This is a genomic window from Streptomyces sp. NPDC029139, from assembly GCF_055564335.1.
In genome coordinates, this window is the sequence record NZ_JBVHWN010000008.1 from 174,451 (window position 1) to 198,358 (window position 23,908).

Annotated in this window: 22 protein-coding genes; 11 read left to right on the forward strand and 11 right to left on the reverse strand. The window is 73.2% G+C overall.

Annotation, left to right across the window (positions count from 1 at the left end):
* Positions 1–49: 49 nt before the first annotated feature.
* On the forward strand, positions 50–760 hold the full coding sequence (locus tag ACZ4VW_RS20000; RefSeq protein WP_467964111.1) for a GNAT family N-acetyltransferase: 711 nt from the start codon (positions 50–52) through the stop codon (positions 758–760).
* A 135-nt stretch (positions 761–895) separates the two neighbouring features.
* Positions 896–2,680, forward strand: a complete 1,785-nt coding sequence (locus ACZ4VW_RS20005) for a serine/threonine-protein kinase (RefSeq protein WP_467964113.1) — start codon at positions 896–898, stop codon at positions 2,678–2,680.
* A 63-nt stretch (positions 2,681–2,743) separates the two neighbouring features.
* Here ACZ4VW_RS20005 and ACZ4VW_RS20010 read toward each other — a convergent pair whose 3' ends face one another.
* The 6 genes from ACZ4VW_RS20010 to ACZ4VW_RS20035 form a co-directional block, all read right to left on the reverse strand.
* Positions 2,744–3,082 carry an STAS domain-containing protein gene (locus ACZ4VW_RS20010; RefSeq protein WP_467964115.1) on the reverse strand — a complete coding sequence of 113 codons (339 nt, stop codon included), beginning with the start codon at positions 3,080–3,082 and terminating at the stop codon, positions 2,744–2,746.
* Complete coding sequence (locus ACZ4VW_RS20015) at positions 3,079–4,365, reverse strand: PP2C family protein-serine/threonine phosphatase (protein WP_467964117.1); 1,287 nt, start codon at positions 4,363–4,365, stop codon at positions 3,079–3,081. Before ACZ4VW_RS20015 ends, ACZ4VW_RS20010 begins: the two co-directional genes overlap by 4 nt.
* Positions 4,365–5,168: an alpha/beta fold hydrolase gene (locus ACZ4VW_RS20020; protein WP_467964119.1), complete on the reverse strand. Its 804-nt coding sequence runs from the start codon at positions 5,166–5,168 to the stop codon at positions 4,365–4,367. The genes ACZ4VW_RS20015 and ACZ4VW_RS20020 overlap by 1 nt, the downstream gene beginning before the upstream one ends.
* 119 nt (positions 5,169–5,287) lie before the next feature.
* Positions 5,288–5,959 (reverse strand): DUF4097 family beta strand repeat-containing protein, encoded by a 672-nt coding sequence (locus tag ACZ4VW_RS20025; protein ID WP_467964121.1) that lies wholly within the window; start codon positions 5,957–5,959, stop codon positions 5,288–5,290.
* 323 nt (positions 5,960–6,282) lie between these two features.
* Positions 6,283–7,380 (reverse strand): adenosine deaminase, encoded by a 1,098-nt coding sequence (locus ACZ4VW_RS20030; protein WP_467964123.1) that lies wholly within the window; start codon positions 7,378–7,380, stop codon positions 6,283–6,285.
* Positions 7,381–7,447: 67 nt separating this feature from the next.
* Complete coding sequence (locus ACZ4VW_RS20035) at positions 7,448–8,197, reverse strand: GntR family transcriptional regulator (RefSeq protein WP_467964125.1); 750 nt, start codon at positions 8,195–8,197, stop codon at positions 7,448–7,450.
* 166 nt (positions 8,198–8,363) lie between these two features.
* On the opposite strand from ACZ4VW_RS20035, the gene ACZ4VW_RS20040 reads away from it, so the two are divergent.
* Both ACZ4VW_RS20040 and ACZ4VW_RS20045 read left to right on the forward strand, forming a co-directional pair.
* Positions 8,364–9,791, forward strand: coding sequence for an MFS transporter (locus ACZ4VW_RS20040; protein WP_467964127.1), 1,428 nt, complete (start codon positions 8,364–8,366; stop codon positions 9,789–9,791).
* 228 nt (positions 9,792–10,019) lie between these two features.
* Entirely contained in the window at positions 10,020–10,361 is a 342-nt protein-coding gene (locus ACZ4VW_RS20045; RefSeq protein WP_467964129.1) for a hypothetical protein, read from the forward strand.
* A gap of 73 nt (positions 10,362–10,434) precedes the next feature.
* Here ACZ4VW_RS20045 and ACZ4VW_RS20050 read toward each other — a convergent pair whose 3' ends face one another.
* Positions 10,435–10,767 carry a DUF6204 family protein gene (locus ACZ4VW_RS20050; RefSeq protein ID WP_467964131.1) on the reverse strand — a complete coding sequence of 111 codons (333 nt, stop codon included), beginning with the start codon at positions 10,765–10,767 and terminating at the stop codon, positions 10,435–10,437.
* A 68-nt stretch (positions 10,768–10,835) separates the two neighbouring features.
* On the opposite strand from ACZ4VW_RS20050, the gene ACZ4VW_RS20055 reads away from it, so the two are divergent.
* Positions 10,836–11,735: an arginase family protein gene (locus ACZ4VW_RS20055; protein ID WP_467964133.1), complete on the forward strand. Its 900-nt coding sequence runs from the start codon at positions 10,836–10,838 to the stop codon at positions 11,733–11,735.
* An 82-nt stretch (positions 11,736–11,817) separates the two neighbouring features.
* Here ACZ4VW_RS20055 and ACZ4VW_RS20060 read toward each other — a convergent pair whose 3' ends face one another.
* Together ACZ4VW_RS20060 and ACZ4VW_RS20065 are read right to left on the reverse strand one after the other, a co-directional pair.
* Complete coding sequence (locus ACZ4VW_RS20060) at positions 11,818–12,165, reverse strand: VOC family protein (protein WP_467964135.1); 348 nt, start codon at positions 12,163–12,165, stop codon at positions 11,818–11,820.
* Positions 12,166–12,186: 21 nt separating this feature from the next.
* The gene (locus tag ACZ4VW_RS20065) at positions 12,187–13,023 is read right to left on the reverse strand and encodes a methyltransferase domain-containing protein (RefSeq protein WP_467964136.1); all 837 of its coding nucleotides are present in this window, start codon (positions 13,021–13,023) and stop codon (positions 12,187–12,189) included.
* Positions 13,024–13,227: 204 nt separating this feature from the next.
* Between ACZ4VW_RS20065 and ACZ4VW_RS20070 the strand changes: the two genes are divergently transcribed.
* The 3 genes from ACZ4VW_RS20070 (at position 13,228) to ACZ4VW_RS20080 (ending at position 17,702) form a co-directional block, all read left to right on the forward strand.
* Positions 13,228–15,078 carry a transketolase gene (locus ACZ4VW_RS20070; protein ID WP_467964138.1) on the forward strand — a complete coding sequence of 617 codons (1,851 nt, stop codon included), beginning with the start codon at positions 13,228–13,230 and terminating at the stop codon, positions 15,076–15,078.
* Between the two features lie 250 nt (positions 15,079–15,328).
* Positions 15,329–16,561, forward strand: a complete 1,233-nt coding sequence (locus tag ACZ4VW_RS20075; RefSeq protein ID WP_467964140.1) for an aminotransferase class I/II-fold pyridoxal phosphate-dependent enzyme — start codon at positions 15,329–15,331, stop codon at positions 16,559–16,561.
* A gap of 82 nt (positions 16,562–16,643) precedes the next feature.
* Positions 16,644–17,702 (forward strand): MBL fold metallo-hydrolase, encoded by a 1,059-nt coding sequence (locus tag ACZ4VW_RS20080; RefSeq protein WP_467964142.1) that lies wholly within the window; start codon positions 16,644–16,646, stop codon positions 17,700–17,702.
* Here the strand turns inward: ACZ4VW_RS20080 and ACZ4VW_RS20085 are convergent.
* Positions 17,682–18,401: a DedA family protein gene (locus ACZ4VW_RS20085; protein WP_467964336.1), complete on the reverse strand. Its 720-nt coding sequence runs from the start codon at positions 18,399–18,401 to the stop codon at positions 17,682–17,684. The genes ACZ4VW_RS20080 and ACZ4VW_RS20085 overlap by 21 nt on opposite strands.
* 11 nt (positions 18,402–18,412) lie before the next feature.
* A complete protein-coding gene (locus tag ACZ4VW_RS20090; protein ID WP_467964338.1) occupies positions 18,413–19,186 on the reverse strand; it encodes an MBL fold metallo-hydrolase in 774 nt (257 codons plus the stop codon).
* Between the two features lie 425 nt (positions 19,187–19,611).
* Between ACZ4VW_RS20090 and ACZ4VW_RS20095 the strand changes: the two genes are divergently transcribed.
* From ACZ4VW_RS20095 to ACZ4VW_RS20105, 3 genes are all read left to right on the forward strand, one after another.
* Positions 19,612–20,025 (forward strand): recombinase family protein, encoded by a 414-nt coding sequence (locus ACZ4VW_RS20095; RefSeq protein WP_467964144.1) that lies wholly within the window; start codon positions 19,612–19,614, stop codon positions 20,023–20,025.
* Between the two features lie 175 nt (positions 20,026–20,200).
* Entirely contained in the window at positions 20,201–22,345 is a 2,145-nt protein-coding gene (locus ACZ4VW_RS20100; protein WP_467964146.1) for a phage holin family protein, read from the forward strand.
* Between the two features lie 64 nt (positions 22,346–22,409).
* Positions 22,410–23,879, forward strand: a complete 1,470-nt coding sequence (locus ACZ4VW_RS20105) for an amino acid permease (protein WP_467964148.1) — start codon at positions 22,410–22,412, stop codon at positions 23,877–23,879.
* Positions 23,880–23,908: the final 29 nt, after the last annotated feature.

Genomic DNA, 23,908 nt, shown 5'->3' on the forward strand with positions numbered 1-23,908 from the left:
CGCCGGTGCGTGGCGGCACATCCCCCCTCCTAGAAAGACCGAAGGCCCCGTGCCGCTTCCCGTTGTGCTCACCGGCCGCACCGTGCGGCTGGAGCCTCTCGCTCCGCACCACGCCGCCGCGATCGCCGCCGCTGGTGCCGAGGACCGTACGACGTACGCGTTCACCCCCGTCCCGCACAGTCCGGAGACGGCACTGGTCTACATCGAACGCGCCCTCGCCGAACAGGGCGCGGGCCGGGCGCTGCCCTTCGCCGTCGTGAGCGCGCGCGACGGACGGGTCGTGGGCGCGACCAGGTTCCTGCAGCTCGACTACTGGCAGGGGCCGCTGGTCTGGCCGGCCGTACCGGGTGTGCCGCACGGCGACCCGGCCACCGCGGTCCCCGACGCGGCCGAGATCGGCAACACCTGGCTCGCGCCGCGGGCGCAGGGCACCGGCATCAACACCGAGGCCAAGCTGCTGATGCTGCGCCACGCCTTCGAGGTGTGGGGCGTACGGCGGATCTCGATGCGGGCCGACGCCCGGAACCTGCGCTCGCGGGCCGCGATCGAGCGCCTGGGCGCCACCTGCGAGGGCGTGCACCGGGCTCACTCACGAGGGCTCGACGGCGCCGTGCGCAGCACCGCCTTCTACTCGATCCTCGACGAGGAGTGGCCGGCCGTCCGGGCCGTCATCGAGGCCAGGCTGGACCGATCGGCCGGCCCGGACCGGTCGGTCCGGCTCGACGCGGCGGTGTCGCGCGGACCGCTCGTACCGGCGTAGCGGGCGCAAGAGCGACATCGACGGCCGTGGGCTCCCGCCCGGGGACCCACGGCCGTCAAGGGCGATCGACGGGCCGCAACGGGTGAGGGCGGCCCGAGTCGGGGAATGTCACCGCGTCCTCGTAGGCTTCCGCCCGTGAACGACGGAGAATCTGGCAGACGGGTCATCGACGGGCGCTTCGAACTGGAAGCGCCACTCGGCGGCGGCGGTATGGGCAAGGTGTGGCGGGCACGTGACCTGGTCCTCGACCGGGCCGTCGCTCTCAAGGAAGTACGGCCGCCCGATCCGGGCCTGGCCGAGTCCGACCCGCACGCCACCGCGATGCTGCGCGCTCGCGTGCTGCGGGAGGCGCGGGCCCTGGCCCGGGTCCAGCACCCCAACGTGGTGACGATCCACCACGTCGTGGACGGAGCCGAACACGCCTACCCCTGGCTGGTCATGGAACTGGTGACCGGCGGCTCGCTCCAGGACCGCCTCGGCCGGGGCCCTTTGACACCCCCCGACGCCGCACGGATCGGGCGCGAGGTGCTGGCCGCACTGCGCGCCGCGCACGAGGTGGGCATCCAGCACCGGGACGTCAAGCCCGCCAACGTCCTGCTGCGGCCCGACGGGCGCCCGGTCCTCACCGACTTCGGGATCGCCTCCATCCGGGAATCCACGGCGCTCACCGCCACCGGATCGATCATCGGCACCCCCGACTACATGGCACCCGAGCGCATCTCCGGCGGCGAGGGCGGGCCGGACGCCGACCTGTGGTCGCTCGCGATGATGCTGTACGTCGCCGTCGAGGGCCACCACCCGCTGCGCAGGAACACCACCCTCGCCACCCTGGCGGCCGTCCTCACCGAAGAACTTCCCCCTCCCCGCCACGCGGGCCCGCTGACCGGCGCCCTGACCGCCGTGCTCGTCAAGGACCCTGCCGCGCGCCCCGATCCCGAGACCTTCGACCGCATGCTCGCCCAGGTCGCGGGGAACGCCGAGGCAGACCGGGCGTCGAGCCCCGTGGGCGAGGCCACCTCCTACCGGCTGGCCCCCGCCCCGGCCGCCCACCCGGCGGCCCCGGTGGCCCCGCCCGCGGGCTTCGGCCCGCCCACCCCGGTCGCACCCACCCCGGGCGTACCCACTCCGGGCGCGGTGCGCGATCCGTTCAAGGTCCCCGTGCCGCCAGGGAGCTTCGGACCTCCGTCCGCCCCGCACACCCCGCACACCCCGTATCCCGGAGGCCCCACCCGCCCCGCTGCCTCTTCGCTCGCCCGCTCCTCCCGGCCGGGCAGGCGGGTCGCGATCGCCTCGTCCGCCGTGGCCACCGTGGCCGCGGGCGTCCTGACGTGGTTCCTGCTGCCGGACGCGGGGGAGCGGGGCACCGGCGGGCCCGCGGCATCCCCGGCCGCCTCCACCTCGGCCTCCGCGTCCGCGTCCGCCGGCTCGCGGACCGCCGCGCCCGATCCCACGAAGACCGTGGCCGAGGGGAACCTCCTCACGCCGGACGGCATCCGTGTGGCCGTGCGGGAACTCAAGGCGGCCGCGGGCACCGACCAGGTGGGCCGCTTCGTCGTGTACCCCGAGTACGTGTCGGCGGAGATGATGGTCAAGGGCAGCAAGACCCGCTACGAGACCTACTCCTACCGGGTGGGCGAGGGCGTCAGCCGGACCACGATGAAGGGCACGCTCTCGGGGGGCGATCTCCCGGTCGGCCTGGACACGTACGACTGGGACGTCCTGCCCGCCCTGATCGCCAGGGCGGAGAAGGACCTCAACGTCAAGCAGCCCACGACGCGTTATCTGGTGATCAGGCAGCCCAACAACCTGTTCGACACCGAGGCCGGCATCGCCGTCTACATCGGTGACGAGTACGACTCCGGCTATCTGGACGCCGACCGCAAGGGCAAGGTGACCCGCCTGATGCCGGCCGACAGCTGACCGCACGGCGCCCACGTCGACGAAGGCGCCGGGGCGCTCGCCGGGGGCGCCCCGTGTCGCCCGTCAGGCCCGGGCGGTGGTGTCGCTGTCGGGGAGCAGGGCGAATATCCGGTCGAGGCCGACGATGGTCAGGATGCGCAGCGTGTTGGCGGGGACCGCGGCCAGCGCGATGTCGGCCTGAGCCGCGTGGGCGTGGTTGCGGGCGGCGATCAGGGCGGTAATGCCGCTGGAGTCGCAGAAGTCCATGCCGGCCAGGTCCAGGACGAGGCGTTGGCCCGGCTGGAGGAAGAGCGTGGTGACCAGCTCGCGCAGTTCCGGGGCGCTGGCGTAGTCGAGGGCGCCCAGGATCTCCAGGACGGGACCGGTGGCGGTGTCTCGGGTGAGGATCTTCAGTGGAGTCATCGTGGGTTCTTCGTCGACGGGTCTTCGGCGGGGACGCCGAGGGCGAGCAGGGCGGTGTCGTCGTCGAGGCCGTCGCCGAAGGTGTCCAGCAGCTCGGTCAGGGCCTTGACGACGGCTTGTGGGGGCTTGCCGGCGTGCCGGGCGGTGAAGGCGCGCAGGGCTTCGTCCCCGTACAGGGTGGTGCGGTCCTCGCCGGTGCGGGCCTCGGTGATTCCGTCGGTGTAGAGCAGGAGGGTGTCGCCGGGGGCGAGGACGGTGGAGGCGGCGGCGAAGGGCGGATCGGGCAGGATGCCGACGAGGAGGCCGCCGGGTGTGGGCAGGAAGTCGGCCGTACCGTCGGCACGCAGCACGAGGACCGGGGGGTGGCCGCCCGAGGCGAGCCGGACGGTGACGTCTCCCGTTCCGGAATCTGGTTCGAGGATCCCGAAGACCGCCGTGCAGTAGCGCGGGTCCCCGCCGCTGTAGCGCTCGTGGAGCACCTTGTTCAGGGTGGTGAGGGCGGTGACGGGGTCGGGGTCGTGCAGGGCGGCGGCGCGCAGGGTGTAGCGGGTCAGCGAGGTGACGGCGGCGGCCTGGGGGCCCTTGCCGCACACGTCGCCCAGGAAGAACGCCCAGCGCTTGCCGTCGATGGCGAAGACGTCGTAGAAGTCGCCGCCGAGCCGGTCGACGGAAGCCGTGTGGTAGTACGCGGCGGCCTCCATCCCGGGCATCGTCGGCAGGGAGTCCGGGAGCAGGGACTTCTGCAGCACGGCGAGGGCGTCCTGGAGGCGGGCCCGGTCGGCCTCCGCCTGTCGGCGCGCCGCCTCGGCCGCTTCGCGGCCTCGCAGGAGCTCTTCCTCGTAGGCGCGGCGGTCCCGGGCGTCGAAGACGGTGGTACGGATGAGCATCGGCTCACCACTGGCGGCGTACTTGACCACGGAGGAGACCAGAACAGGCATCCGCTCGCCGCCGGCCTGTCTGATCTCCAGGGCTATGCCCCCGATCTCACCCTGCATCCGCAGCAGCGGCGCGAAGTGGGTCTCGTGATACAGCTTTCCGCCGACGGTCAGCAGATCGACGAACCGCATGCGGCCCACCACCGCCTCCCGCTCCAGGCCGAGCCAACCGAGCAGAGTGGCGTTGATCTTCGCGATGGTGCCGTCCATCAGCGTGGACATGTATCCGCACGGCGCGCTCTCGTACAGCTCCTCGGCGCTGTCCTCGAGCAGCGCGGCGAAGGCCGCCCGGGAGGGTTCTTCGGCATCCGCTCCGTGGCGGTCGGGCCGGCGCCCGGCGCGGCCCATCACCGCAGGTCCGAGAGGAAGGTGAGGATGGCCTCGTTGGTGGCCTCGGGCGCGGACATGTGGGGGCAGTGCCCGGTGGCGTCCAGCGTGATCAGTGTCGAGCCCGGGATCGTCCGGTGGACGAAGGCACCGACCTCCCGGGGAGCGATGACGTCCTGGGTGCAGTCCAGCACCAGCGTCGGCACGCAGACCCCCTTCAGGTCGTCGCGGGAGTCCGACAGGAAGGTCGTACGGGCGAAGACCCTGGCCATCTCCGGGTCCGTGGCGCAGAAGCTGTTGGTCAGCTCCGCTCCCAGCTCGGGCCGGTCCGGGTTCCCCATGATCACCGGTGCCATCGCGGAGGACCATCCGAGGTAGTTCGACTCCAGTGACTCCAGCAGCTCGTCGATGTCCTCGGCGCTGAAGCCGCCGCGGTAGCCGACGTCATCGATGTACCGCGGCGAGGGAGCGACCATCACCAGCGCTCCGATGCGCTCCGGGGCGGCCTCGGCGGCCAGGACCCCGATCATCGCGCTGACCGAGTGGCCCACGAACACCGCGTCCTCGAGGTCGAGCGCCTCGCACACCTCCACCACGTCCCGGGCGTAGCCGTCCAGGGAGGCGTACCGGTCCCGCGTGAAGGCGGAGAGATCCGAGCGGCCCGAACCCACGTAGTCGAACAGCACCACCTTGTAGTCATCGACCAGCGCAGGCACGGTCAGACGCCACATGTTCTGATCACAGCCGAAGCCGTGAGCCAGAACCACCGTCGGTCCCTGCGGGTTACCGGTGACGGTGACGTTGTTCCTGCGTTCGATGTCCATACCCGGCAGTATCTCAAGGTCCGCCACGGGCGCGGGGAGGGCGTGCGTCCCGTCACGTCCTCCCCATGTCCTCCGCGAGACCTTGACCTCGCGTCGGCGTCCTCCGGCCGGGTGGTGCGTCACAGGCTGCGGGCGGTGATGTCGCCGTAAGCGGTGGTGGCGTGGATGGCCAGGCCGGGGGCGTCTCCGTCGGAGTTCCGCAGCGCGTTGTGGATACGGCCGTAGGAGGTGGACGCGTCGAGAGAGGCCGAGGCCCCGCGGGCGGCGCCGACGGAGATGTCACCGTGCTCGGTGCGCAGCGTGACGGTGCCCTGCACGGCCTCGGCGATGCGGAGATCGCCCTTCTGGGTGCTGATCTCGGCGGGTCCTCCCAGGCGTCCGACGCTGACGTCGCCGGCGAGGAGGGTGAGGCGGGCGCCTCCGGTCTCGTCGAGCTTGACGGTGCCGTGCGCGCTCTCGAAGGCGACGTCGCCGAGCCGTCCGACGCCGCGGAGCTCCGCGGCGGCAGTCTTGGCCTCGACGTGGGATCCGGCGGGCAGCTGGACGGTGATGTCGAGGGATCCGGCGGCGCCGAGGATCCGGTTCTCGGCCGCCGGGGTCTCGATCCGCAGGACGCCGTCGCGGTAGGTGACCTCCGTCCGCTCGGCGGTCTTCACGTCGCGGCCCTTGGCGGCGTCGGCGGGCAGGATCTCGACGGTGGTGTCGGCCCGGTCGGTCGCGATGAACCGGATGAGTCCCGCGGGGATCTCGAGGACGGCGGAGACCGGGCCGGGGGTGGCGAACTTCTGCATCGTGCTTCTCCTTCATAGGGGCGGGCTCTCTGTCGGCCCGCCGTTTCTGACAAGAGAAACGCTACGTTGCCTTTGAAGGTCAGGCAACGAGCTTGTTGCGTGAAAGTCGCGTATTTGCAGGTCAGTTGAGAAGTTTCATTGCAACGATCTGCGGTTTAACGCAACAGATTGAGGGTGGTCTGTTGCAATGAGTGTGAGTGAACGCTCTGCTGCGGAAAGCGCCGGGCCGCTTCGGGGCGGTGAGGGCGGCCGGCGGCGGTCCGCCGGGGGGCGGCGACGTGGATTCCCGCGGTCGGGCCGCCGCGCCCCCTCCGCGACACTCCCTAGCGGGCCGCGAGCGCCGCGTAGCCCGGGCGGACGACCTCGTCGATCAGTCGCCGGCGCTCGGGCAGGGGCAGGAAGGCGGCGTCGAGCGCGGCGACCGTGAACTCCTCGAAGACCTCCGGGCCGTACCCGAAGGCGTCCACCATGTGCTGGAACTCCTCGCTCATGGTGGTGCCGGAGACCAGCCGGTTGTCCGTGTTGAGCGTGACGCGGAACCCGAGCCGGCGCAGCTCGTCGATCGGGTGCGAGGCGTAGTCCTTCGCCGCGCCCGTCTGGAGGTTGGAGGTCGGGCAGACCTCCAGCGCGATCCGGTTGTCGCGGACGTATGCGGCCAGGTGACCGAGCGTGCCGTCCTCGGCGATGTCGTCCGTGATCCGCACGCCGTGGCCGATGCGCTCGCTGCCACAGACCTGGACGGCCTCGTGGATCGACTCCGCGCCGACCGCCTCGCCGGCGTGGATCGTGAAGTGGCAGTTGTGCCGCTTGAGGTGCTGGAAGGCCGGGAGGTGGCGGGCCGGCGGGTTGCCTATCTCGCCGCCGGCGATGTCGAAGCCGGCCACGCCGCGGTCGCGGTGGGCCACGGTGAGCCGCGCGATCTCCAGGGACCGGTCGGTGTGGCGCATGCCGGTGAGGAGGGCGCGGACCGTGATCCGGCCGCCGGTGCGGCGCTCGCCCTCGCGGAAGCCGTCGTTCACGGCCTCGACGACCTCGTCGAGGGTCAGGCCGGCAGCCAGGTGCTGCTCGGGGGCGTAGCGGATCTCGGCGTACACGACCCCGTCCGCCGCCAGGTCCTCGGCGCACTCGGCCGCGATGCGGTGCAGCGCGTCGCGGGTCTGCATCACCGCGCAGGTGTGGGCGAAGGTCTCCAGGTAGCGCTCCAGCGAGCCGGAGTCGGCGGCGTCCCGGAACCAGACCGCGAGCGCGGCCGGGTCCTCGGTGGGCAGCGCGGTGTAACCGCACTCCCGGGCCAGTTCGACGATGGTGGCGGGGCGCAGGCCACCGTCCAGGTGGTCGTGGAGGACGGCCTTCGGGGCCTGGCGGATCCAGTCGGCGACGGTGGGCGCGACAGGGGCGGCGAGGTTGTCAGACAAGTGCATGGCGCGGAAGTGTACGCCACGCCGAGCCGCCGCCGCTGTGACAGGGGGTGACAGGGTGCTCGGGGGATCAGTTGGACTGGAGCACCGGGAGCGCCGGGGCCCCCGTCGGGAGCATGTGCTTGGCCGCCAGGACCGGAGTGTCCCCGACCCGTACGACCTGGGTGACCAGCACCGCCGGGGTGTCGGCGGGGCGGCCGAGCTGCTCGCCGCGGCGCTGGCCGAGCAGCGTCGCGGTCACGCTGCTGTGGGCCGCGAGCGGCACTCCGCGCGAGGCGCCGACGAGCACCGCCAGCATCGAGGTCCGCTCGGGCGCCAACTCGGTGCGCAGCGCCTCGGCGAAAGCCGGATGCGTCCGTTCCAGTACATCGTCGTCCGCCGCCCACTCCTGGCTGAGCGCCGCCGCCGCCCCCTCCCCGGCCAGCAGCGACTCCCAGAACCGCAGGTCAGCCCGGGCCGGGGCGAGCAGGTGCTGGGTGGTGAAGTCGGTCGGCTCCTCGACCGCTCGCAGCAGCGCCCGCACGCGCAACGGCCCGCCTGCGCCGATCAGCTCCTCCAGCGGCTGGATGTGCTCGAAGCCGCGCCGGGGCGGGTGGTCGTTGACGGTCCGGCCCACCCCGCGCCGTACGGACAGCAGGCCGTCCTCCTGTAGCAGGAGCAGCGCCTCGCGCAGGGCGGGGCGGCTGACGCCCAGCTCGCCGGCGAGTTTCGGCTCGGAGGGGAGGGTCGAACCCGGGGGATAGGTGCCGTCGTGGATGGCGTCCGCGATCCGCTCGTAGAGCACCACGACCGGTCGTCGCCGCGTTCCGCTGACTGCCACTGCCCCTCCTACGCCTGCTTGTCGGCAAGTGAACGGTATCCGGAATCACAGGTCAAAGGGACTTGACGTGTGACGCGCGTAGAACTCACTCTGTCTGGGCGTTGCTTGTCAGACAAGCTCGATTCACCGCCATGACATCCATGACATCCACGGCAAAGGGGCCCACATGTCAGTCACATCCGACCTCAAGGGCCGTGGGCCCATGCTGATGGCGATGGTGCTCGCCGTCCTCGGCTACCAGATCAACGCCACGATGCTCAGCCCCGCGCTGCCGGATGTCATCGAGCGCCTCGGCACCACCACGGCGGCCGCCGGTCTCTCGCAGACCCTCTTCTTCCTGATGGCGGCCATCGGCCAGGTGACGCTCGCCCGCCTCAGCGACCAGCGCGGCCGCAAGCCGATGATGATCGTGTGCGCCTTCGTGCTGATCGCCGGAAACCTGCTCTGCGTCTTCGCGCCGAACATCGAGGTCTTCATCGCCGGACGGATCCTCCAGGGCATCTCCGCCGCGATGTTCACCCTCGCCTTCCTCACCCTCAACCAGTCGCTGACTCCGGCCGGGTTCGGCAAGGCCGCGGGCATCATCACCGCCGTCAACGGCGGTCTCGCGGGTGTCGACGCCATCGCCGGCGGCCAGATCGCGGACACCATCGGCTTCCGCGGCATCTTCGTCTGCTCCACCCTGATCGCCGTATCGGGCCTGATCGGCGTACGGAAGTACGTCCCCGACGTCCCGGCCACCGCGACCGACGGCCGCTTCGACTCCCGCGGCATCGCCGCCCTCGCGCTCGGCCTCACCGGCATCCTCGTCGGCCTCGCCCAGGGCGCCGCCTGGGGCTGGACCTCCGTCCTCACCCTCGGCTTCCTGCTCGGCGGACTCGCCGCCCTCGTCTTCTTCGTCGTCTCGCAGAAGAGCGCGGCCAACCCCGTCATCGACATCGACGTACTCGCCTCCCGCCGCGCCTGGCCGCTGCTGCTCACCACGGTCTGCACCCTGGGCGGCGCCTTCGGTGCCATCGCGCTCACGATCCCGCTCTTCTCCCAGGACGCCCGGGTCGGCCTCGGCCTCTCCGCCGTCACCGCGGCCGTCCTCTTCCTCACCCCGATCCAGCTGATCGGGGTGGTGTCCGCCCCGCTGACCGGCCGCCTCGGTCCGAAGATCGGCTGGCGCACCATCGTCGTCACCGGCGCCGTCGCCAACTTCGCGATCTTCCTCTTCGCCACGTTCTTCCTGCACAACGAGTGGATCCTGGTCGCCTCGCTCGCGGCACTCGGCGTCACGTACGGCGGGTTCATGCTGACCGGTCTCAACGGCCTCGCGGTCACCACGGCCCCCCGGGACAAGCCCGGTTCGCTCTCCGGCCTCAACGGCGCCTGCTTCGGCATCGGTGCCTCGCTGGGCATCGCCCTGGCCTCCGCGATGATCACGGCGGGCAGCGACGCGGGCGGTCCGACCGAGGCCGGCTACCAGCACGCCATGTACACGGCCCTCGCGCTGCTCGGCATCGGCGTCGTGACGGCCCTGCTCATCCAGCGCCCGGACCCGGCCGAAACCCCGGCCGACGCGCCGCGGCCGGTGCTCACCCACCACTGAACGGGCCCCGGGCGAGGCCGCACCCTCACCCGTACGGCCCGCCCACCGCCCCCGTGCGGACCGGATCCCTCCATCCTGGTCCCACGGGGGCGGTCGCGTACGAGGACGGGAAGGTCCGGGCATGAGTCCCCAGGAGACAGCGAGCACGGACCGGCCCGGGTGCGGCGGACGCCCCACGCCCGGTCGGACCGCAATCCGCCGGTACGCCGCGGCGGCCCGGAGGCGCGCATGAGGAGGGCGGCGGTCCTGGTCACGGGCGCCGTCCTCGCGCTCGCGGCGGTTGCCGTCACGGCGGGGGAGGGGGCGGTGACCGAGAAGGACGCCCCGCCGATGCCCTCCTTCCTCGGCAAGGGCCTCTGGCGGGTCTTCACCACGCTCGACCCCCGCACCCGCCTCGACGTCCACGACGTCGCCGGGAGCGACCGGCGGGTGCTGTGGCCGCCCCACTGGACGGTCTGCACCCAGCATCCGGACGAGGGCGTGGCGCTCGACGGCCGGGCGGCGGTCGTGATCGGTGTGGTGAAGAAGGGGGAGTCCTGCCCCAGGAAGGTCCGCTCGGCCCGGCGGTAGGGGGTGCCGACGCAGTCCCGCCCGCGCCGGGCTCCCCGCGCGCCTTCCCCAGGCGTCGGCGGCCGCCCAGCGGTCAGCGCTTGTAGTTGATCTTCATGGTGTCCAGGTCCGTGACGGAGGACGACAGGGCGCCGTGGGCGTGCCCGAGCTCCTTGAGCGCCGTCTCCACCCGGTCCTCGGCGATCGCCGCGGCCATCTCCTCGCCGTCCGCCGCGTCCGAGACCACGACCAGGCGGTACGAGAAGTGCTTCAGCGTCCGGTCGTACGTCAACGAGCCCTCGGGGGTGAACCGCATCGACGACATGCCGTGCGCGTCGACCTCGGCGAGCAGCCGGCTCCGGCTCTCCTCCGACAGGCCGTCGAACGCGCCGCGCACGATCACTCGATAGGTGTGCTGGGTGCTCATTCCCCTGGTCCTCACGTTGTCCACCGCAGGCGTTGAAGAGTCAGACTACGACGGCGAGGATGAGGCGCATGCGGAATATCGTGGCCCTCGACGCACCCTCCAACCTCGGTCTGCGCCCGCCGGCCCCCGGCACCGTCCCCGGCTGCTACAAGCTCGCCGGCGCCCTGCGTGAGAACCGGATCGTGCAGCGGCTCGGCGCGCTGGAGGGCGGGGTCGTCGTCCCGCCCCGCTACGACCGGGGCGACTGGCAGGAGGGCGACGGCGTCTTCAACGCGGCCGCCCTCGCCCGCTACACCCGAACCCTCGCCGACCGGATCGAGCGGCACGTACGGGCCGGGGACTTCCCCCTCGTGCTCGGCGGCGACTGTTCCATCCAGCTCGGTGCCTCCCTGGCCCTGCGCCGCATCGGCCGGTACGGACTTGCCGCGATCGACGCCTCCCACGACTTCCGCCACCCCGGCAACTCCGACCGGGTCGGTGCCGCGGGAGGCGAGGAGCTGGCGCTCGCCACCGGACGCGGGCAGGACGACCTCACCGACCTGGAGGGCCTGAAGCCCTACCTCCGTGACGAGGACGTGCGGCTGTTCGGCATCCGTGACGCCTTCGACGCCGACAGCGCCGAGCTGCGGGCCCTGAAGATCCCCGTCGTCACCGTCTCCGAACTGCGCGCCTGGGGACCGGCCGAACTCGCGGCCGCCACGGTCACCGCTTTCGAGACCCCGTCCCTCGACGGCTTCTGGGTCCACCTCGACGCCGACGTCCTCGACCCCTCCGTGATGCCGGCCGTCGACAGCCCCGACCCGGACGGGCTGCTGCCCCACGAACTCGCCCCGCTACTGCGCACCTTGGTCCGTTCCGAGCGCTGCGCCGGACTCAACGTCACGATCTACGACCCCGATCTCGACCCCGACGGCACGGCCGGCGCCCTGCTCACGGACCTCGTGGTGGACGCCCTCGCCGGATCCTGACGTCCGGGCCGACGTGCGACGGCCCGCGCCGTCCTCGACGCGGGCCGTACCCCCCGTGCCGGGGCCGGTGGAGCGGGCCGGATCAGGCCCGGCGGTCGACGTACTCGAAGACCGAGCCGTCCGGGTGGGCCGCGATCAGATTGCGGCCCACCGGGGTCGGGACCGGGCCCGCGAGGACCCTGGCGCCCGCCGCCGTCAGCGAGGTGAACGCCGCGTCCACGTCCTGGACGGAAATGGTCGCGGTGACCTTGCGCAGCACTTCGAGCTCCGCCTCGGGTCCGCTCATCAGCAGAAAGCATCCGACGGCCGCGACCGCCACGCCGCCCCGCTCGAAGCGCAGGGCGGAGGCGCCGGTGAGCCGCTCGTAGAAGTCGACCGCCGCATCGAGATCGTCGACGCAGACGCGCAGCGTGGTCCCCAGAATCTCCATGCGGGCGAGCCTAGTTGACGCTCAGGAGACGCGGCACAGGATCTCGCCGTGCGGGACCATGAACCAGGCGTCCTCCCGCCGGCCCCATTCCCGCCACACCTCGGCGATGTCGGCCAGCGCCCCGGGCGTCGCGTGCCCGCCGTCCACGGCCAGCTCCGCGTACACCGACTCCGTCGTCCGGTCCGCCCACAGGCCGCTCCACCACGCCCGCTCGTCCGGCGTCGCGAAACACCACGTGCCGGCCGTCGTGGTGACGTCCGTGAACCCCGCCCGGCGCGCCCAGGCGAACAGCCGCCGCCCCGCGTCGGGTTCCCCGCCGTTGGCCCGCGCGACGCGGCGGTACAGCTCCTGCCACCGCTCCAGGCCGGGCGATTCGGGATACCAGGTGAAGGCCCCGTAGTCGCTGTCCCGGGCGGCGACGACACCGCCCGGCCGGCAGACCCTCCGCATCTCGCGCAGCGCCCGCACCGGGTCACCCACATGCTGCAGCACCTGGTGGGCGTGGACGACGTCGAACGAGTCGTCGGGAAAGTCCAGGGCGTGCACGTCGGCCACCGCGAACTCCACGTTGTCCAGGCCCCGTTCGGCGGCCGTGGCACGCGCCTTGTCCAGCACGTCCTGCGCCGCGTCCACGCCGGTCACCCGGCCGGGCGTGACCAGGGCGGCCAGGTCGGCGGTGATGGTCCCGGGTCCGCAGCCCACGTCCAGGACGGCCAGTCCCGGGCGCAGTTCGGGGATCAGATAGGCCGCGGAGTTCGCGGCGGTCCGCCAGCTGTGCGACCGCAGCACCGACTCGTGGTGCCCGTGGGTGTAGACGGCGGTCTCCTGCGGCCGGGGCTGCTCGGAGGCATGACTCATGACCGTTCTCCCTCGTGTGGGTGGGTACGGCCACGGTACGCGCTCACTCCGCATGTTGAGATCCCAATCTCGCCATGTGGGCAACGGGTTCGCGGATCCGAAGGGATCCCGGGAATCCCCGGCATACGCCCCCGGCCGCTGGGTAGCCGCTCGATTGACCCAGCAGGCCCGGCCGCCGCGAAGGCTCGTGGAGGAAGGTTCGTGATGCGGTACGAAACGATGTCCTCGCTCGCGCGGCAGCTGCGCGTCGACGCGGTGCGGGCCGCCGACGCGGCCGGCTCCGGCCACCCGACCTCCTCGATGTCGGCCGCGGAGATCGGCGCCGTGCTGCTCGCCCAGCACCTGCGCTACGACTTCGACCGCCCCGACCATCCGGGCAACGACCGGCTCGTCCTGTCCAAGGGACACGCCTCGCCGCTGCTCTACGCGATGTACCGGGCCGCCGGCGTCGTCGGCGAGGGCGAGCTCCTCACCTTCCGCCGCAAGGGAAGCCTCCTCGAAGGGCACCCGACACCCCGGCTGCCCTGGGTCGACGTCGCCACCGGCTCCCTGGGGCAAGGGCTGCCGGTCGGGGTCGGCATGGCCCTGGCCGGGAAGTTCCTCGACCGCGTCCCGTACCAGGTGTGGGTGGTCTGCGGGGACAGCGAGATGGCCGAGGGGTCCGTCTGGGAGGCCGTCGAGCACGCCGCCTACTGCGGCCTGGACAACCTCACCCTGATCGTCGACGTCAACCGCCTCGGCCAGCGCGGCCCCACCCGCCACCAGCACGACCTGGGCGCGTACGCCGCCCGCCTCGAGGCCTTCGGCTGGCACACCGTACGGATCGACGGCCACGACGTCCGGGCCGTCGACGCGGCGCTGCGCGAGGCGCGCGCCACTGCCCGCCGGCCCACCGCCGTCCTCGCCGCCACCCGCAAGGGCCGGGGCGTCGTCGCGGTCGAGAACCGCGAGGGCATGCACGGCAAACCGCTCCCCGACGCCGAGGCCGCCATCGCCGAGCTGGGCGGTCCGAGCGAGCTGCAGGTACGGGTCACCGATCCGCCCGCCGCGCTGGTGCCGCGTCCCGTCAGGGACGGCACACCACGGCTCCCCCGGTACGACAAGGGGGAGAAGGTCGCCACCCGGGACGCCTACGGCCACGCCCTCGCCGCCCTCGGGGAGGCGCGCGGCGACGTCGTCGCCCTGGACGGCGAGGTGAGCGACTCGACCCGTACCGAATACTTCGCGAAGGCCCACCCCGAGCGCTACTTCGAGTGCTGGATCGCCGAACAGCAGCTGGTCGGGGCCGCCGTCGGGCTCCAGGCGCGCGGTTACGTCCCGTACGCCTCCACCTTCGCCGCGTTCCTCACCCGCGCCTACGACTTCGTCCGCATGGCGTCCGTCAGCCGGGCCGGGATCAACCTCGTCGGGTCCCACGCGGGGGTCTCCATCGGCCAGGACGGGCCCAGCCAGATGGGCCTCGAGGACCTGGCGATGCTGCGGGCCGTGCACGGCAGCACCGTCCTCTACCCCTGCGACGCCAACCAGACGGCGAAGCTCGTGCGGACCATGGCCGATCTCGACGGCGTCCGCTACCTGCGCACCACGCGCGGCGGCACCCCCGTCGTGTACGGCCCCGATGAGGACTTCCCGGTCGGCGGGAGCAAGGTGCTCCGCAGCCACGGGGAGGACGACCGGGCGACCGTCGTCGCGGCCGGGGTGACCGTGCACGAGGCCCTCAAGGCCGCCGACCGGCTCGCCGAGCTCGGCCTGCCCGTCCGGGTGATCGACCTCTACTCGGTGAAGCCGGTGGACACCGCGACCCTCGACCGGGCGGCCCGGGACACCGGGTGCGTCCTGACCGTGGAGGACCACCACCCCGAGGGCGGCCTCGGCGACGCGGTCGCCGAGGCCTACGCCAACGGTCACGGCGACGTGCCGCGGCTGGCACGCCTCGCCGTACGCTCCATGCCCCACTCCGCCACCCCGGAGGAGCAGCTCCACGACGCCGGCATCGACGCGGACGCGATCGTCTCCGCCGTCGAACTGATGCTGGAGCGCGTCCTTGTGCGGTGAGTCCGCCGACGCATCCCAGGAAGCAGTCGCAGCCATGTCGCCGTCACCCGCCGCCCCCGGGGCGACCTCCCGTTTCTCACCCGGACGGCCCCGGCCCGGCGCCCCGGAAAGGGCGCAGGCTCCGACGTCGGCGACGCGGCCTCCGACGCCGTCCGGGCCTCGGCAGAATCAGCGAATCCCCGCGAACCTTCGTATAAAGGGCAGTAGGGGTGTCGTACGGGCATCACCGGGTGCTCAGGAGGTGCGGGAGATGCGGCAGACGGCCCCGGAAGGCCGCGGACCGGTGCGCTACGGGCCGCCGGCCCCGGAACCCGGCCTGCCCGTGCTCCCCGGACTCGCCGCGATCCTCGCCGCCGCGGCGGACCGTACCGCCGTGGAACCGCCCGGCGGCGGCCCGGTGCTCCGCGAGGCCGCCGTCGGTTACTGGTGGCGCCGCGGCCTGCGCGCCCACGCCGAGGACGTCGTCGCCGCCCCGGGCGCGCAGCCCCTCCTGCTCGCCCTCATCGCCGCGTACGGCGGCGACGTCCTGCTGCCCCGGCCCTGTCCCGCCTGGTGGACCCCCCAGGCCCGCCTCCTCGGGCGCCCCGCCTACCACGTGCCCACGCCCGCCGAGTGCGGTGGCGTGCCCGATCCGTACGCCCTGCTCGAGACCGTCCGGCGGATCCGCGCCGAAGGCGGGCATCCCCGCGTGCTGCTGCTCTCCGTCGCCGACGACCCCACCGCCACCGTCGCCCCGCCCGAACTGGTCCGTGAGGCGTGCGAGGCCGCCGTCGCCGAGGGGCTGCACATCATCAGCGACGAGACCTGGCGCGACACCCTGCACCGGCGCCACGACACCGTGCTCCTCAGCCCCGCCGAGATGTGCCCGGACGACGTCACCGTGCTGTACGACCTGGCCGGCGCCCTCGCCCCGGCCGCCTGGCCCTGCGCCGTGGCCCGCTTCCCGCCCGGCGGCGCGGCCCGCGCGGACCGCTACACCGACCCCCGCGCCCGGACCCTCGACATCCTCACCGCGCTCGGCGCCTTCGTCGCGGGGCCGGTCGCCCCCGCCGCCGCGCACGCCCTCGACGAACCGGAGGACGTCACCGTCCGCGCCGCCTGCTCCGCCGCCCTCCACGCGCGCGTGGCCGCCGCGGCGCACCAGGCGGTCCTCACCGCCGGCGCCCTCGCCCGGCCCCCGCAGGCGGGCCGCCACCTCTACGCCGACCTCGGTCCGCTCCGGGCCGGGCTCTCCGCCCGAGGCGTCACCGACTCCATGGAGCTGGAGAACCACCTCAGCGGGCGGCTGGGCACCCCGGTGCCCGGCGGACACCGCTTCGGCGACGAACTCGGCGCCCTGCGCGTACGTTTCGACACCGGCGCGTTCCTGGGATCGACGGAGGAGGAGCGGATGGAGTCCCTCACATCGGCCGACCCCGTGGCACTGCCGCACGTGGCCCGCGCGTTGAGCGCCTTCGGGGCCGCCCTGGAGGAACTCCGGTGACGCCCGGGGCACTTCGCCCCCGGACGACCGTACGTACGCCAGTAAGACGTCCCCGACGAACTGCGCAGATCGGAGCCCGCAGATGACGGAACAGACGGCACGGCCGACGCAGGCCCCGCACACCGCACGCCACGACGGGACCGCACCCCACGACGGGACGGCCCCCGCCCCCGCGCCCGTCCTGCAGCCCGTCGGCCGGATCCGGCACGACTGGCCGCGCTCCTTCGCCGACCGTCTCACCGCACCGCTCCCCGGGGTCCGCGCCATGGCCCGGCTCGCCCGTGAGGGGGCCGTGCGCCCCGGCCCCGAGGGCCTGCGCGACATCCCGCTGCTGCCGTTCGAGCCCGGCCCGCTGCCCGCCGCCGGGCCCGACACCCTCGCCGTCACCTGGGCCGGCCACGCCAGCTGGATCCTGCGCCTCGGCGGCCTGACCGTCCTCACCGACCCCGTCTGGTCCCGCCGGATCCTGGGCACCCCGACCAGGATCACCCCCGTCGGGGTGCGCTGGGAGGACCTCCCTCCGGTGGACGCGGTCGTCATCAGCCACAACCACTTCGACCACCTCGACGCCCCCACCCTCAGACGGATGCCACGCACCACACCGATCTTCGTCCCCGCCGGCCTCGGCCGCTGGTTCACCCGTCGCGGGTTCCAGCGGGTCACCGAGCTCGACTGGTGGGAGGCGGCCGAACTCGACGGCGTGCGCTTCGAGTTCGTCCCCGCCCACCACTGGTCCAAGCGGACCCTCCTCGACACCTGCCGCTCCCTGTGGGGCGGCTGGGTGCTCACCGACCGCCACCACCGGAAGGTGTACTTCGCCGGCGACACGGGCTACGGCCACTGGTTCGCCGAGATCGGACGCCGGCATCCCGGGATCGACCTCGCGCTCCTCCCGATCGGCGCCTACGACCCGCGCTGGTGGCTGAGCGACGTCCACACCGACCCCGAGGAGGCCGTCCGCGCCTTCCAGGACCTCGGGGCACGGCGGATGGCGCCGATGCACTGGGCGACCTTCGTGCTCTCCTCGGAGCCGGTCCTCGAACCCCTCACCAGGGTCAGGGCCGCCTGGACGCGCGCCGGACTGCGCCGCGAGGACCTGTGGGACCTCCCCGTCGGTGCCTCACGCGTTCTCGCTCCCTGACGTCTCGCTCCCCGGCGTCTCGTTCCCTGACGTCTCGCTCTCTGAGGTCCCGGACCCCGACGCGTCCCGCGTCTCCGGCGCCCGCCGCGGTCCGCGCACCCGCCGCCACAGCGCGGGGGCCCCACTCACCAGTACCGCCAGCGCCACGGCCGCCACCACGCCCTGCCACGGCTCCGGGAACAGCGAGCCGCCCAGAATCCCGATCAGCTGGTACGTCGCCGCCCACGCCAGACAGGCCGGCAGGTCCCCGCGGACGAACCGGCGCAGCGGCATCTCCGCCAGCAGACACGCCAGCATCACCGGAATCCGTCCGGCCGGCACCAGCCGCGACAGGATCAGCACCGACACCTGGTGGGTCTCCAGCTTCGCCTGAGCCTGCGCGAGCCGGTCGGGCGCGGCGCGGCCCCGCAGCACCGCGAGCCAGTGCGAGCCGTTCCTGGAGCGGACGCCGCGTCGCCCCAGCCAGTACAGCGCCGCATCGCCCAGGAGCGCGGCGAACGCGGCCACCAGGAACACGAAGAGCAGCGCGAGCGGGGACGACTGGTGGAAGGCGACCACGGCCGCCGAGCTGACGATCGCGCCCGTCGGCACCACCGGCACCAGCGCGCCGAGCGCCACCAGCAGGAACAGCGTGGGGTAGCCGGCGGCCTGCTGCGTCGTCTCCGGCGGCAGCTCCCGTACCGCCCCGAGGGCCCCCATCAGACCGCTGATCACCGGGCGACCTCGGGCCGCACCCGCTCGCCGTGGCCCAGCGGGTGGACCGCCACCTTCGGCGCGAGCCGCGCCGCGTGCCGGACGAACTCGCCGCCGGGCGAGTGGAATTCGTGCGGCCGGATCGCGTCCATCCCGATCGGCCAGTACGTGCCGTAGTGCACCGGGACCGCGGCCGCCGGGGAGAGCGCCGCGAGCGCCCGCGCCGCCCGCTCGGCGTCCAGATGACCGTGCCCCAGGTACGGACCCCAGCCGCCCACCGGCAGCAGCGCCACGTCCACCGGACCGACCGCCTCGGCCATCCCGTCGAACAGACCGGTGTCGCCGGCGAAGTACGTCCGCGCCTCGCCCTCGACGACGTACCCGAGCGCGGGGGAGCGGTGCGGCCCCACGGGAAGACGCCGGCCGTCGTGCAGCGCCGGCACGGCCCGTACCGTCACGCCCTCCACCGTCACCGCGTCGCCCGCACCGACCTCCGTCAGCCGCAGCCCCCGGTCGGCGAGCTTGCGCAGCCCCCCGACGGCGCCCGGCGCGCCGCGCGGCACGATCAACCGCGTCCCGGGAGCGAGCCGGGCCAGGGAGGGCGGATGCAGATGGTCGGCGTGCAGATGGGAGACCAGGACCGCCTCGGCCACCGTCGCCTCGGGCGGGGGCAGCGCCCCGCGCCTTCGGCGCAGGTGCGCCAGCCGGCCGGCGAAGAGCGGATCGGTGAGGAACCGGACCCCGGAGTCCTCGATCGTGCAGGTGGCATGACCCCACCAGGTGACCTCCACCGGTACGCCGCCCTTCGCCCGAGCCGGATGCACTGGTACCGAGGGTAGAGGGCCGCGGCGGGCGGCGGGCGGCGGGCGGCGGAGGGGGTGACGTCGGGCGTGAGGGCGGGGCCCGGGGGTAGCCATCGGGGAGCAAGGCGATGGGAGCCGTGGTGAGCACGATGGGGACGACCTGCCATTCGGCGCAGTGCCCGCGCTGCGGGGGCGTGCTGGCCGTCACCCAGGACGGCTGGCGGATCTGCCACACCTGCGGCTACTCCGCACCGCCGTGAGCTCGCCGCCCCGAGGATGCCGCCGTGAAGTCGCTGCCCTGAACTCGTCGCCGTGAGCTCGCCGCTGTGCTCCCGGACGGGGTGGATCGGTCAGGTGTTCGGGCGGAGAGGGACGCCGTCCTCGGGCGTCCGGGTTCGGAGTAGGGTCGGTCCATGGACGGTGTTTCCGGGGGTCGGGTGGCGGCGATCGCCAGCCTCACCCCGCTCGAGGAACTGGACAGCGACCCCTTCCTCGTCGACACGCGCAGCCAGCACGAGATGTGCGCCCGCTGGGCCCTCGACAAGGGCTACGTCGTGACGAGACAACTGCTCTGCTACGGGATCCGGCCCGACCACGCCGCGCTGTGGGACGACGTGGAGGCCGGACACGTCGACCTCTTCGTCGCCCCCAACGAGCGCGTTCTCGCCCGGGCGTTGACCGACGCCACCGCGTTCTTCACCGAGTGCGAGCGGCGCGGTGTACGGGTGGAGACCGCGGGTCTCGACGAGCCGGTCTACGACGCCGCGGCCAAGGCCGACGTGCATCGCCGCCTCTCCATGCCCACCGCCGGCTACGACGGCTGCTGAACCGCGCGGCCGCCGCGCCGCCGGCCGAACCGCGCAGCCGAACCCCGGCCGAACCGCGGACGCTGCTCCGACCTGCCGCTGAACAGCCCGTACGACGCCCTCGCGCACCCCGCCCCGCGCCGCGTGGGCGATGTGCCACGCTTGTGCCAGGAAACGGGTGAAAGGTGAACCAGGCGTGGGTGACGGGCGATGGCGTACCGCCGGACGCTGGCGGACCGCGGGAATCGCCCTGGTGCGGGTGGTCGTGGTCTGGGCCGTGTCGACTCTGACCATGCTCGCCCTCGCCGGGCTGCTGCCCGACTTCCAACTCCAGTCACCCGACGGCGACAGCGCCACCCGCACCGCCGTCACCGCCGCCTGGGGGGCCGGCGCCTTCGGCCTGCTCGGCGCGCTGGTGTGGCCCCTGGCCGTCCGCGCGCTCCTGCTCGTACCGGCCCTCGTCCTCGGCCTGTTGGTGTTCTTCCTCAACGGCTCCCTGCTGCTGATAGCGCTCTGGCTCATCCCCGACGGGCGCGGCGCGGCCGACCCGGAGACCGCCGTCGTGGTCGCCGCCGTGATGTCGGCCGTCGCCTCGGCCACCTCCACCGCCCTCGCCGTACGCGACGACGACGCCTACCGCCGCCGCCTCTACCGGCTGGCCGACCGCACCCGCCCCCGGCCCCTCTCCGACGCCGCCCAGCCCGCTCCCGGCACGCTCTTTTTGCAACTCGACGGTGTCGGCCACCGCGTGCTGCGCGACGCCGTCGCGGACGGGCTGATGCCGACCGTGGCCGCATGGCTCGACACCACCCACCGGCTCACCCCCTGGCGCACCGACTGGTCCAGCCAGACCGGCGCCAGCCAACTCGGCATCCTGCACGGATCCAACGAGGACGTGCCCGCCTTCCGCTGGTACGAGAAGGACACCGGCCGCCTGATGGTCTCCAACCGCCCGGCGAGCGCCGTCGAACTCCAGCGGCGCGCCATCGAACGCACCGGGGACGGCGGGCTGCTGACCGTGGACGGCGCCTCCCGCGGCAACCTCTTCAGCGGCGGCGCCGACCAGCTGGCCCTCGTCCTGTCGATGGCCGCCCGCCGCGGCCGGCGCAACCGCTCGCGCGCCGGGTACTTCGCGTACTTCTCCGACCCGGCCAACGCCGTCCGTACGGCCCTCTCGTTCGTCGCCGAGGTCGCCCGCGAGGTGACCCAGTCGCTCCGGGCCCGCCTGCGCGAGGAGACCCCGAGGGTCTCGCGCGGCGGCACCTACCCCTTCATCCGGGCCTTCGCCACCGTCGTGGAACGGGACGTCGTGGTCGCCGCGGTGATCGGGGACGTCCTGGCCGGACGGACCGCCGTCTACGCCGACCTCGTCGGCTACGACGAGGTGGCCCACCACTCCGGCCCCCACGGCCACGACACCGACCGGGTCCTCGCCCGTCTCGACCGCTCGCTCGCGCTGATCGCGAAGGTCGTCGAGCACGCGCCCCGCCCGTACCGGATCGTGCTCCTCTCCGACCACGGGCAGAGCCCCGGCGAGACCTTCGAGAGCGCCTACGGGCTCACCCTGCGGGATCTCGTACGCGCCGGGTGCGGGCTGCCCGTACCGCGCCGGGTCCGCCGCACCCCCAGCGGCTCCGAGGCCAGGGACGCCGCCCGCGACGCGTTGCGCAGCGCGCTGCACCGCCCGGTGGACGAGGACGCGGCGCAGGTCGAGGTCCCCGGCAAGGCCGGGCCCGTCGTTCTCGCCTCCGGCAATCTCGGGCTGATCTCCTTCCCCGGCGTACCGCACCGGATGACCAGGGAGGAGATCGACCGCCGTCATCCCGCTCTGCTGCGCACCCTCGCCCATCACCCGGGCATCGGCTTCCTGCTGGTCGCGAGCGCCGAGCACGGCTCGGTCGTGCTCGGGCGCGACGGGGCGGAGGTGCCGGTCGCCGCACTCCGCGACGACGATGCCGACGGACCGCTCGCGGTCTTCGGGCCGGGCGCGGCGGACGCCGTACGCCGCACGGACGGCTTCCCGCACGTCGCCGACATCATGGTCAACTCGATGTACGACCCCGTGACCGGCACCGTCCACGCCTTCGAGGAACAGATCGGCTCGCACGGCGGACTGGGCGGGGAGCAGGGGCGCGCCTTCCTGCTCTCGCCCGTGGACTTCTCGCCGCCGGTCGAGGACGGGGCCGAGCTCGTCGGGGCGGAGCAGGTCCACCGGGTGCTCCGGCGCTGGCTGCGGGAGTGCGCGGGCCCGCAGGTACCACTGGAGATTTCCCCGTCGGCGAGCGATTCGGAAGCACTTCTTCCGGTTGATGGCCCGGCTCCACCGGACAAAAAGAGGTGATTTGGTAGGGCGTCTCGCCTGTCGGACCATGGGCGGGTTTGCACGACGAGAGGCGCACCACCCCATGAGCACGGCCATATCCGAACAGTCCACGGAAGAGAACCCGCACGCCCGGCGGTTCGGACTGCCGATCGCCACAGCCCTGGTCATGGGCAACATCATCGGCGGCGGAATCTTCCTGCTGCCCGCCTCCGTCGCCCCCTTCGGCACGATCAGCCTGGTCGCCTTCGGCGTCCTCACCCTCGGCGCGATCGCCCTCGCCCTCGTCTTCGGCCGGCTCGCCCACCGCCACCCGCGGACCGGCGGCCCGTACGTCTACGCCCGCGCCGCCTTCGGGGACTTCGCCGGCTTCCTCGCGGCCTGGTCGTACTGGATCACCGCCTGGGTCTCCAACGCCGCCCTCGCCGTGGCCGCCGTCGGCTACCTCGACGTGCTGCTCCCCGTGCACGAGTCGAAGGCCGCCACCATCGCCGCGGCGCTCACGCTCCAGTGGCTGCCGGCGCTCGCGAACCTCGCCGGGACCCGGTACGTGGGAGCCGTGCAACTCGTCGCCACGGTCCTCAAGTTCGTGCCCCTCCTCCTGGTCGCCGTCGGCGGACTGTTCTTCTTCGACAGCGCCAACTTCGGACCGTTCCAGGCCGGCGACGGCGGCGCGCTCGGGGCCGTCTCCGCCTCCGCCGCGATCCTGCTCTTCAGCTACCTGGGCGTGGAGTCCGCCGCCGTCAGCGCCGGCGAGGTCCGCGACCCGCGGCGCAACGTCGGCCGTGCCACCGTGCTCGGCACCCTGGGCGCCGCGGTGATCTACCTCCTCGGCACGCTCGCCGTCTTCGGCACGGTCGCCCACGACCGGCTCGTCGAGTCCTCCGCGCCGTTCTCGGACGCCGTGAACGCCATGTTCGGCGGCTCGTGGGGCGGGACCGCCATCGCCTGCATGGCCCTCGTCTCCATGGTCGGCGCGCTCAACGGCTGGACGCTGCTGAGCGCCCAGACCCCCTACGCGGCGGCGCGCGACGGTCTCTTCCCGAAGGTCTTCACCCACAAGCGGCGCGGCGTCCCGACCGTCGGCGTCCTCGTGACCGTGGTGCTGGCCTCGCTGCTGACCGTCTACAACTACACGGTGGGCACCGAGGGCGTCTTCGAGATCCTCGTCCTCGTCACGACGTTCACCGCCACCGTCCCGTACCTGCTCTCCACCGCCGCTCAGATCTACTTCCTGCTCTCCGGCCGCTCCGAGCGTGTCGACCGCGCCCGTCTGATCCGCGACGGGGTCCTGGCGGCCGCCGCGTTCGGCTTCTCCATGTGGCTCGTCGCGGGCTCCGGCTACGCGGCGGTGTACCAGGGCGTGCTGTTCCTCTTCGCGGGCGTGCTCGTGTACGCGTGGATGTCGGCCCGCAAGGTGCGGCGGGGTTCAGGGGACGTCGTGCCGGAGCCGGAGCTGGAGCCGGAGATGGTGCCGATGCCGATGCCGGTGCAGCGGTCGGCGACGGGTTCCGGCGGCGCGTCCGAGCGCGTGAATCCGGGCGTCCCGGCGTAGGCCGCCCGGGCGGTTTCGCCGCCCGGCCC

Coding starts and splice junctions, on each gene's coding strand:
- ACZ4VW_RS20020 (WP_467964119.1), bottom strand. CDS start 5,168: ATGGACATCGAACGCAGGAACAACGTCACCGTCACCGGTAACCCGCAG.
- ACZ4VW_RS20040 (WP_467964127.1), top strand. CDS start 8,364: ATGTCAGTCACATCCGACCTCAAGGGCCGTGGGCCCATGCTGATGGCG.
- ACZ4VW_RS20050 (WP_467964131.1), bottom strand. CDS start 10,767: ATGAGCACCCAGCACACCTATCGAGTGATCGTGCGCGGCGCGTTCGAC.
- ACZ4VW_RS20030 (WP_467964123.1), bottom strand. CDS start 7,380: ATGCACTTGTCTGACAACCTCGCCGCCCCTGTCGCGCCCACCGTCGCC.
- ACZ4VW_RS20070 (WP_467964138.1), top strand. CDS start 13,228: ATGCGGTACGAAACGATGTCCTCGCTCGCGCGGCAGCTGCGCGTCGAC.
- ACZ4VW_RS20095 (WP_467964144.1), top strand. CDS start 19,612: ATGGACGGTGTTTCCGGGGGTCGGGTGGCGGCGATCGCCAGCCTCACC.
- ACZ4VW_RS20075 (WP_467964140.1), top strand. CDS start 15,329: ATGCGGCAGACGGCCCCGGAAGGCCGCGGACCGGTGCGCTACGGGCCG.
- ACZ4VW_RS20080 (WP_467964142.1), top strand. CDS start 16,644: ATGACGGAACAGACGGCACGGCCGACGCAGGCCCCGCACACCGCACGC.
- ACZ4VW_RS20105 (WP_467964148.1), top strand. CDS start 22,410: ATGAGCACGGCCATATCCGAACAGTCCACGGAAGAGAACCCGCACGCC.
- ACZ4VW_RS20015 (WP_467964117.1), bottom strand. CDS start 4,365: ATGGGCCGCGCCGGGCGCCGGCCCGACCGCCACGGAGCGGATGCCGAA.
- ACZ4VW_RS20045 (WP_467964129.1), top strand. CDS start 10,020: ATGAGGAGGGCGGCGGTCCTGGTCACGGGCGCCGTCCTCGCGCTCGCG.
- ACZ4VW_RS20025 (WP_467964121.1), bottom strand. CDS start 5,959: ATGCAGAAGTTCGCCACCCCCGGCCCGGTCTCCGCCGTCCTCGAGATC.
- ACZ4VW_RS20010 (WP_467964115.1), bottom strand. CDS start 3,082: ATGACTCCACTGAAGATCCTCACCCGAGACACCGCCACCGGTCCCGTC.
- ACZ4VW_RS20055 (WP_467964133.1), top strand. CDS start 10,836: ATGCGGAATATCGTGGCCCTCGACGCACCCTCCAACCTCGGTCTGCGC.
- ACZ4VW_RS20060 (WP_467964135.1), bottom strand. CDS start 12,165: ATGGAGATTCTGGGGACCACGCTGCGCGTCTGCGTCGACGATCTCGAT.
- ACZ4VW_RS20065 (WP_467964136.1), bottom strand. CDS start 13,023: ATGAGTCATGCCTCCGAGCAGCCCCGGCCGCAGGAGACCGCCGTCTAC.
- ACZ4VW_RS20085 (WP_467964336.1), bottom strand. CDS start 18,401: ATGGGGGCCCTCGGGGCGGTACGGGAGCTGCCGCCGGAGACGACGCAG.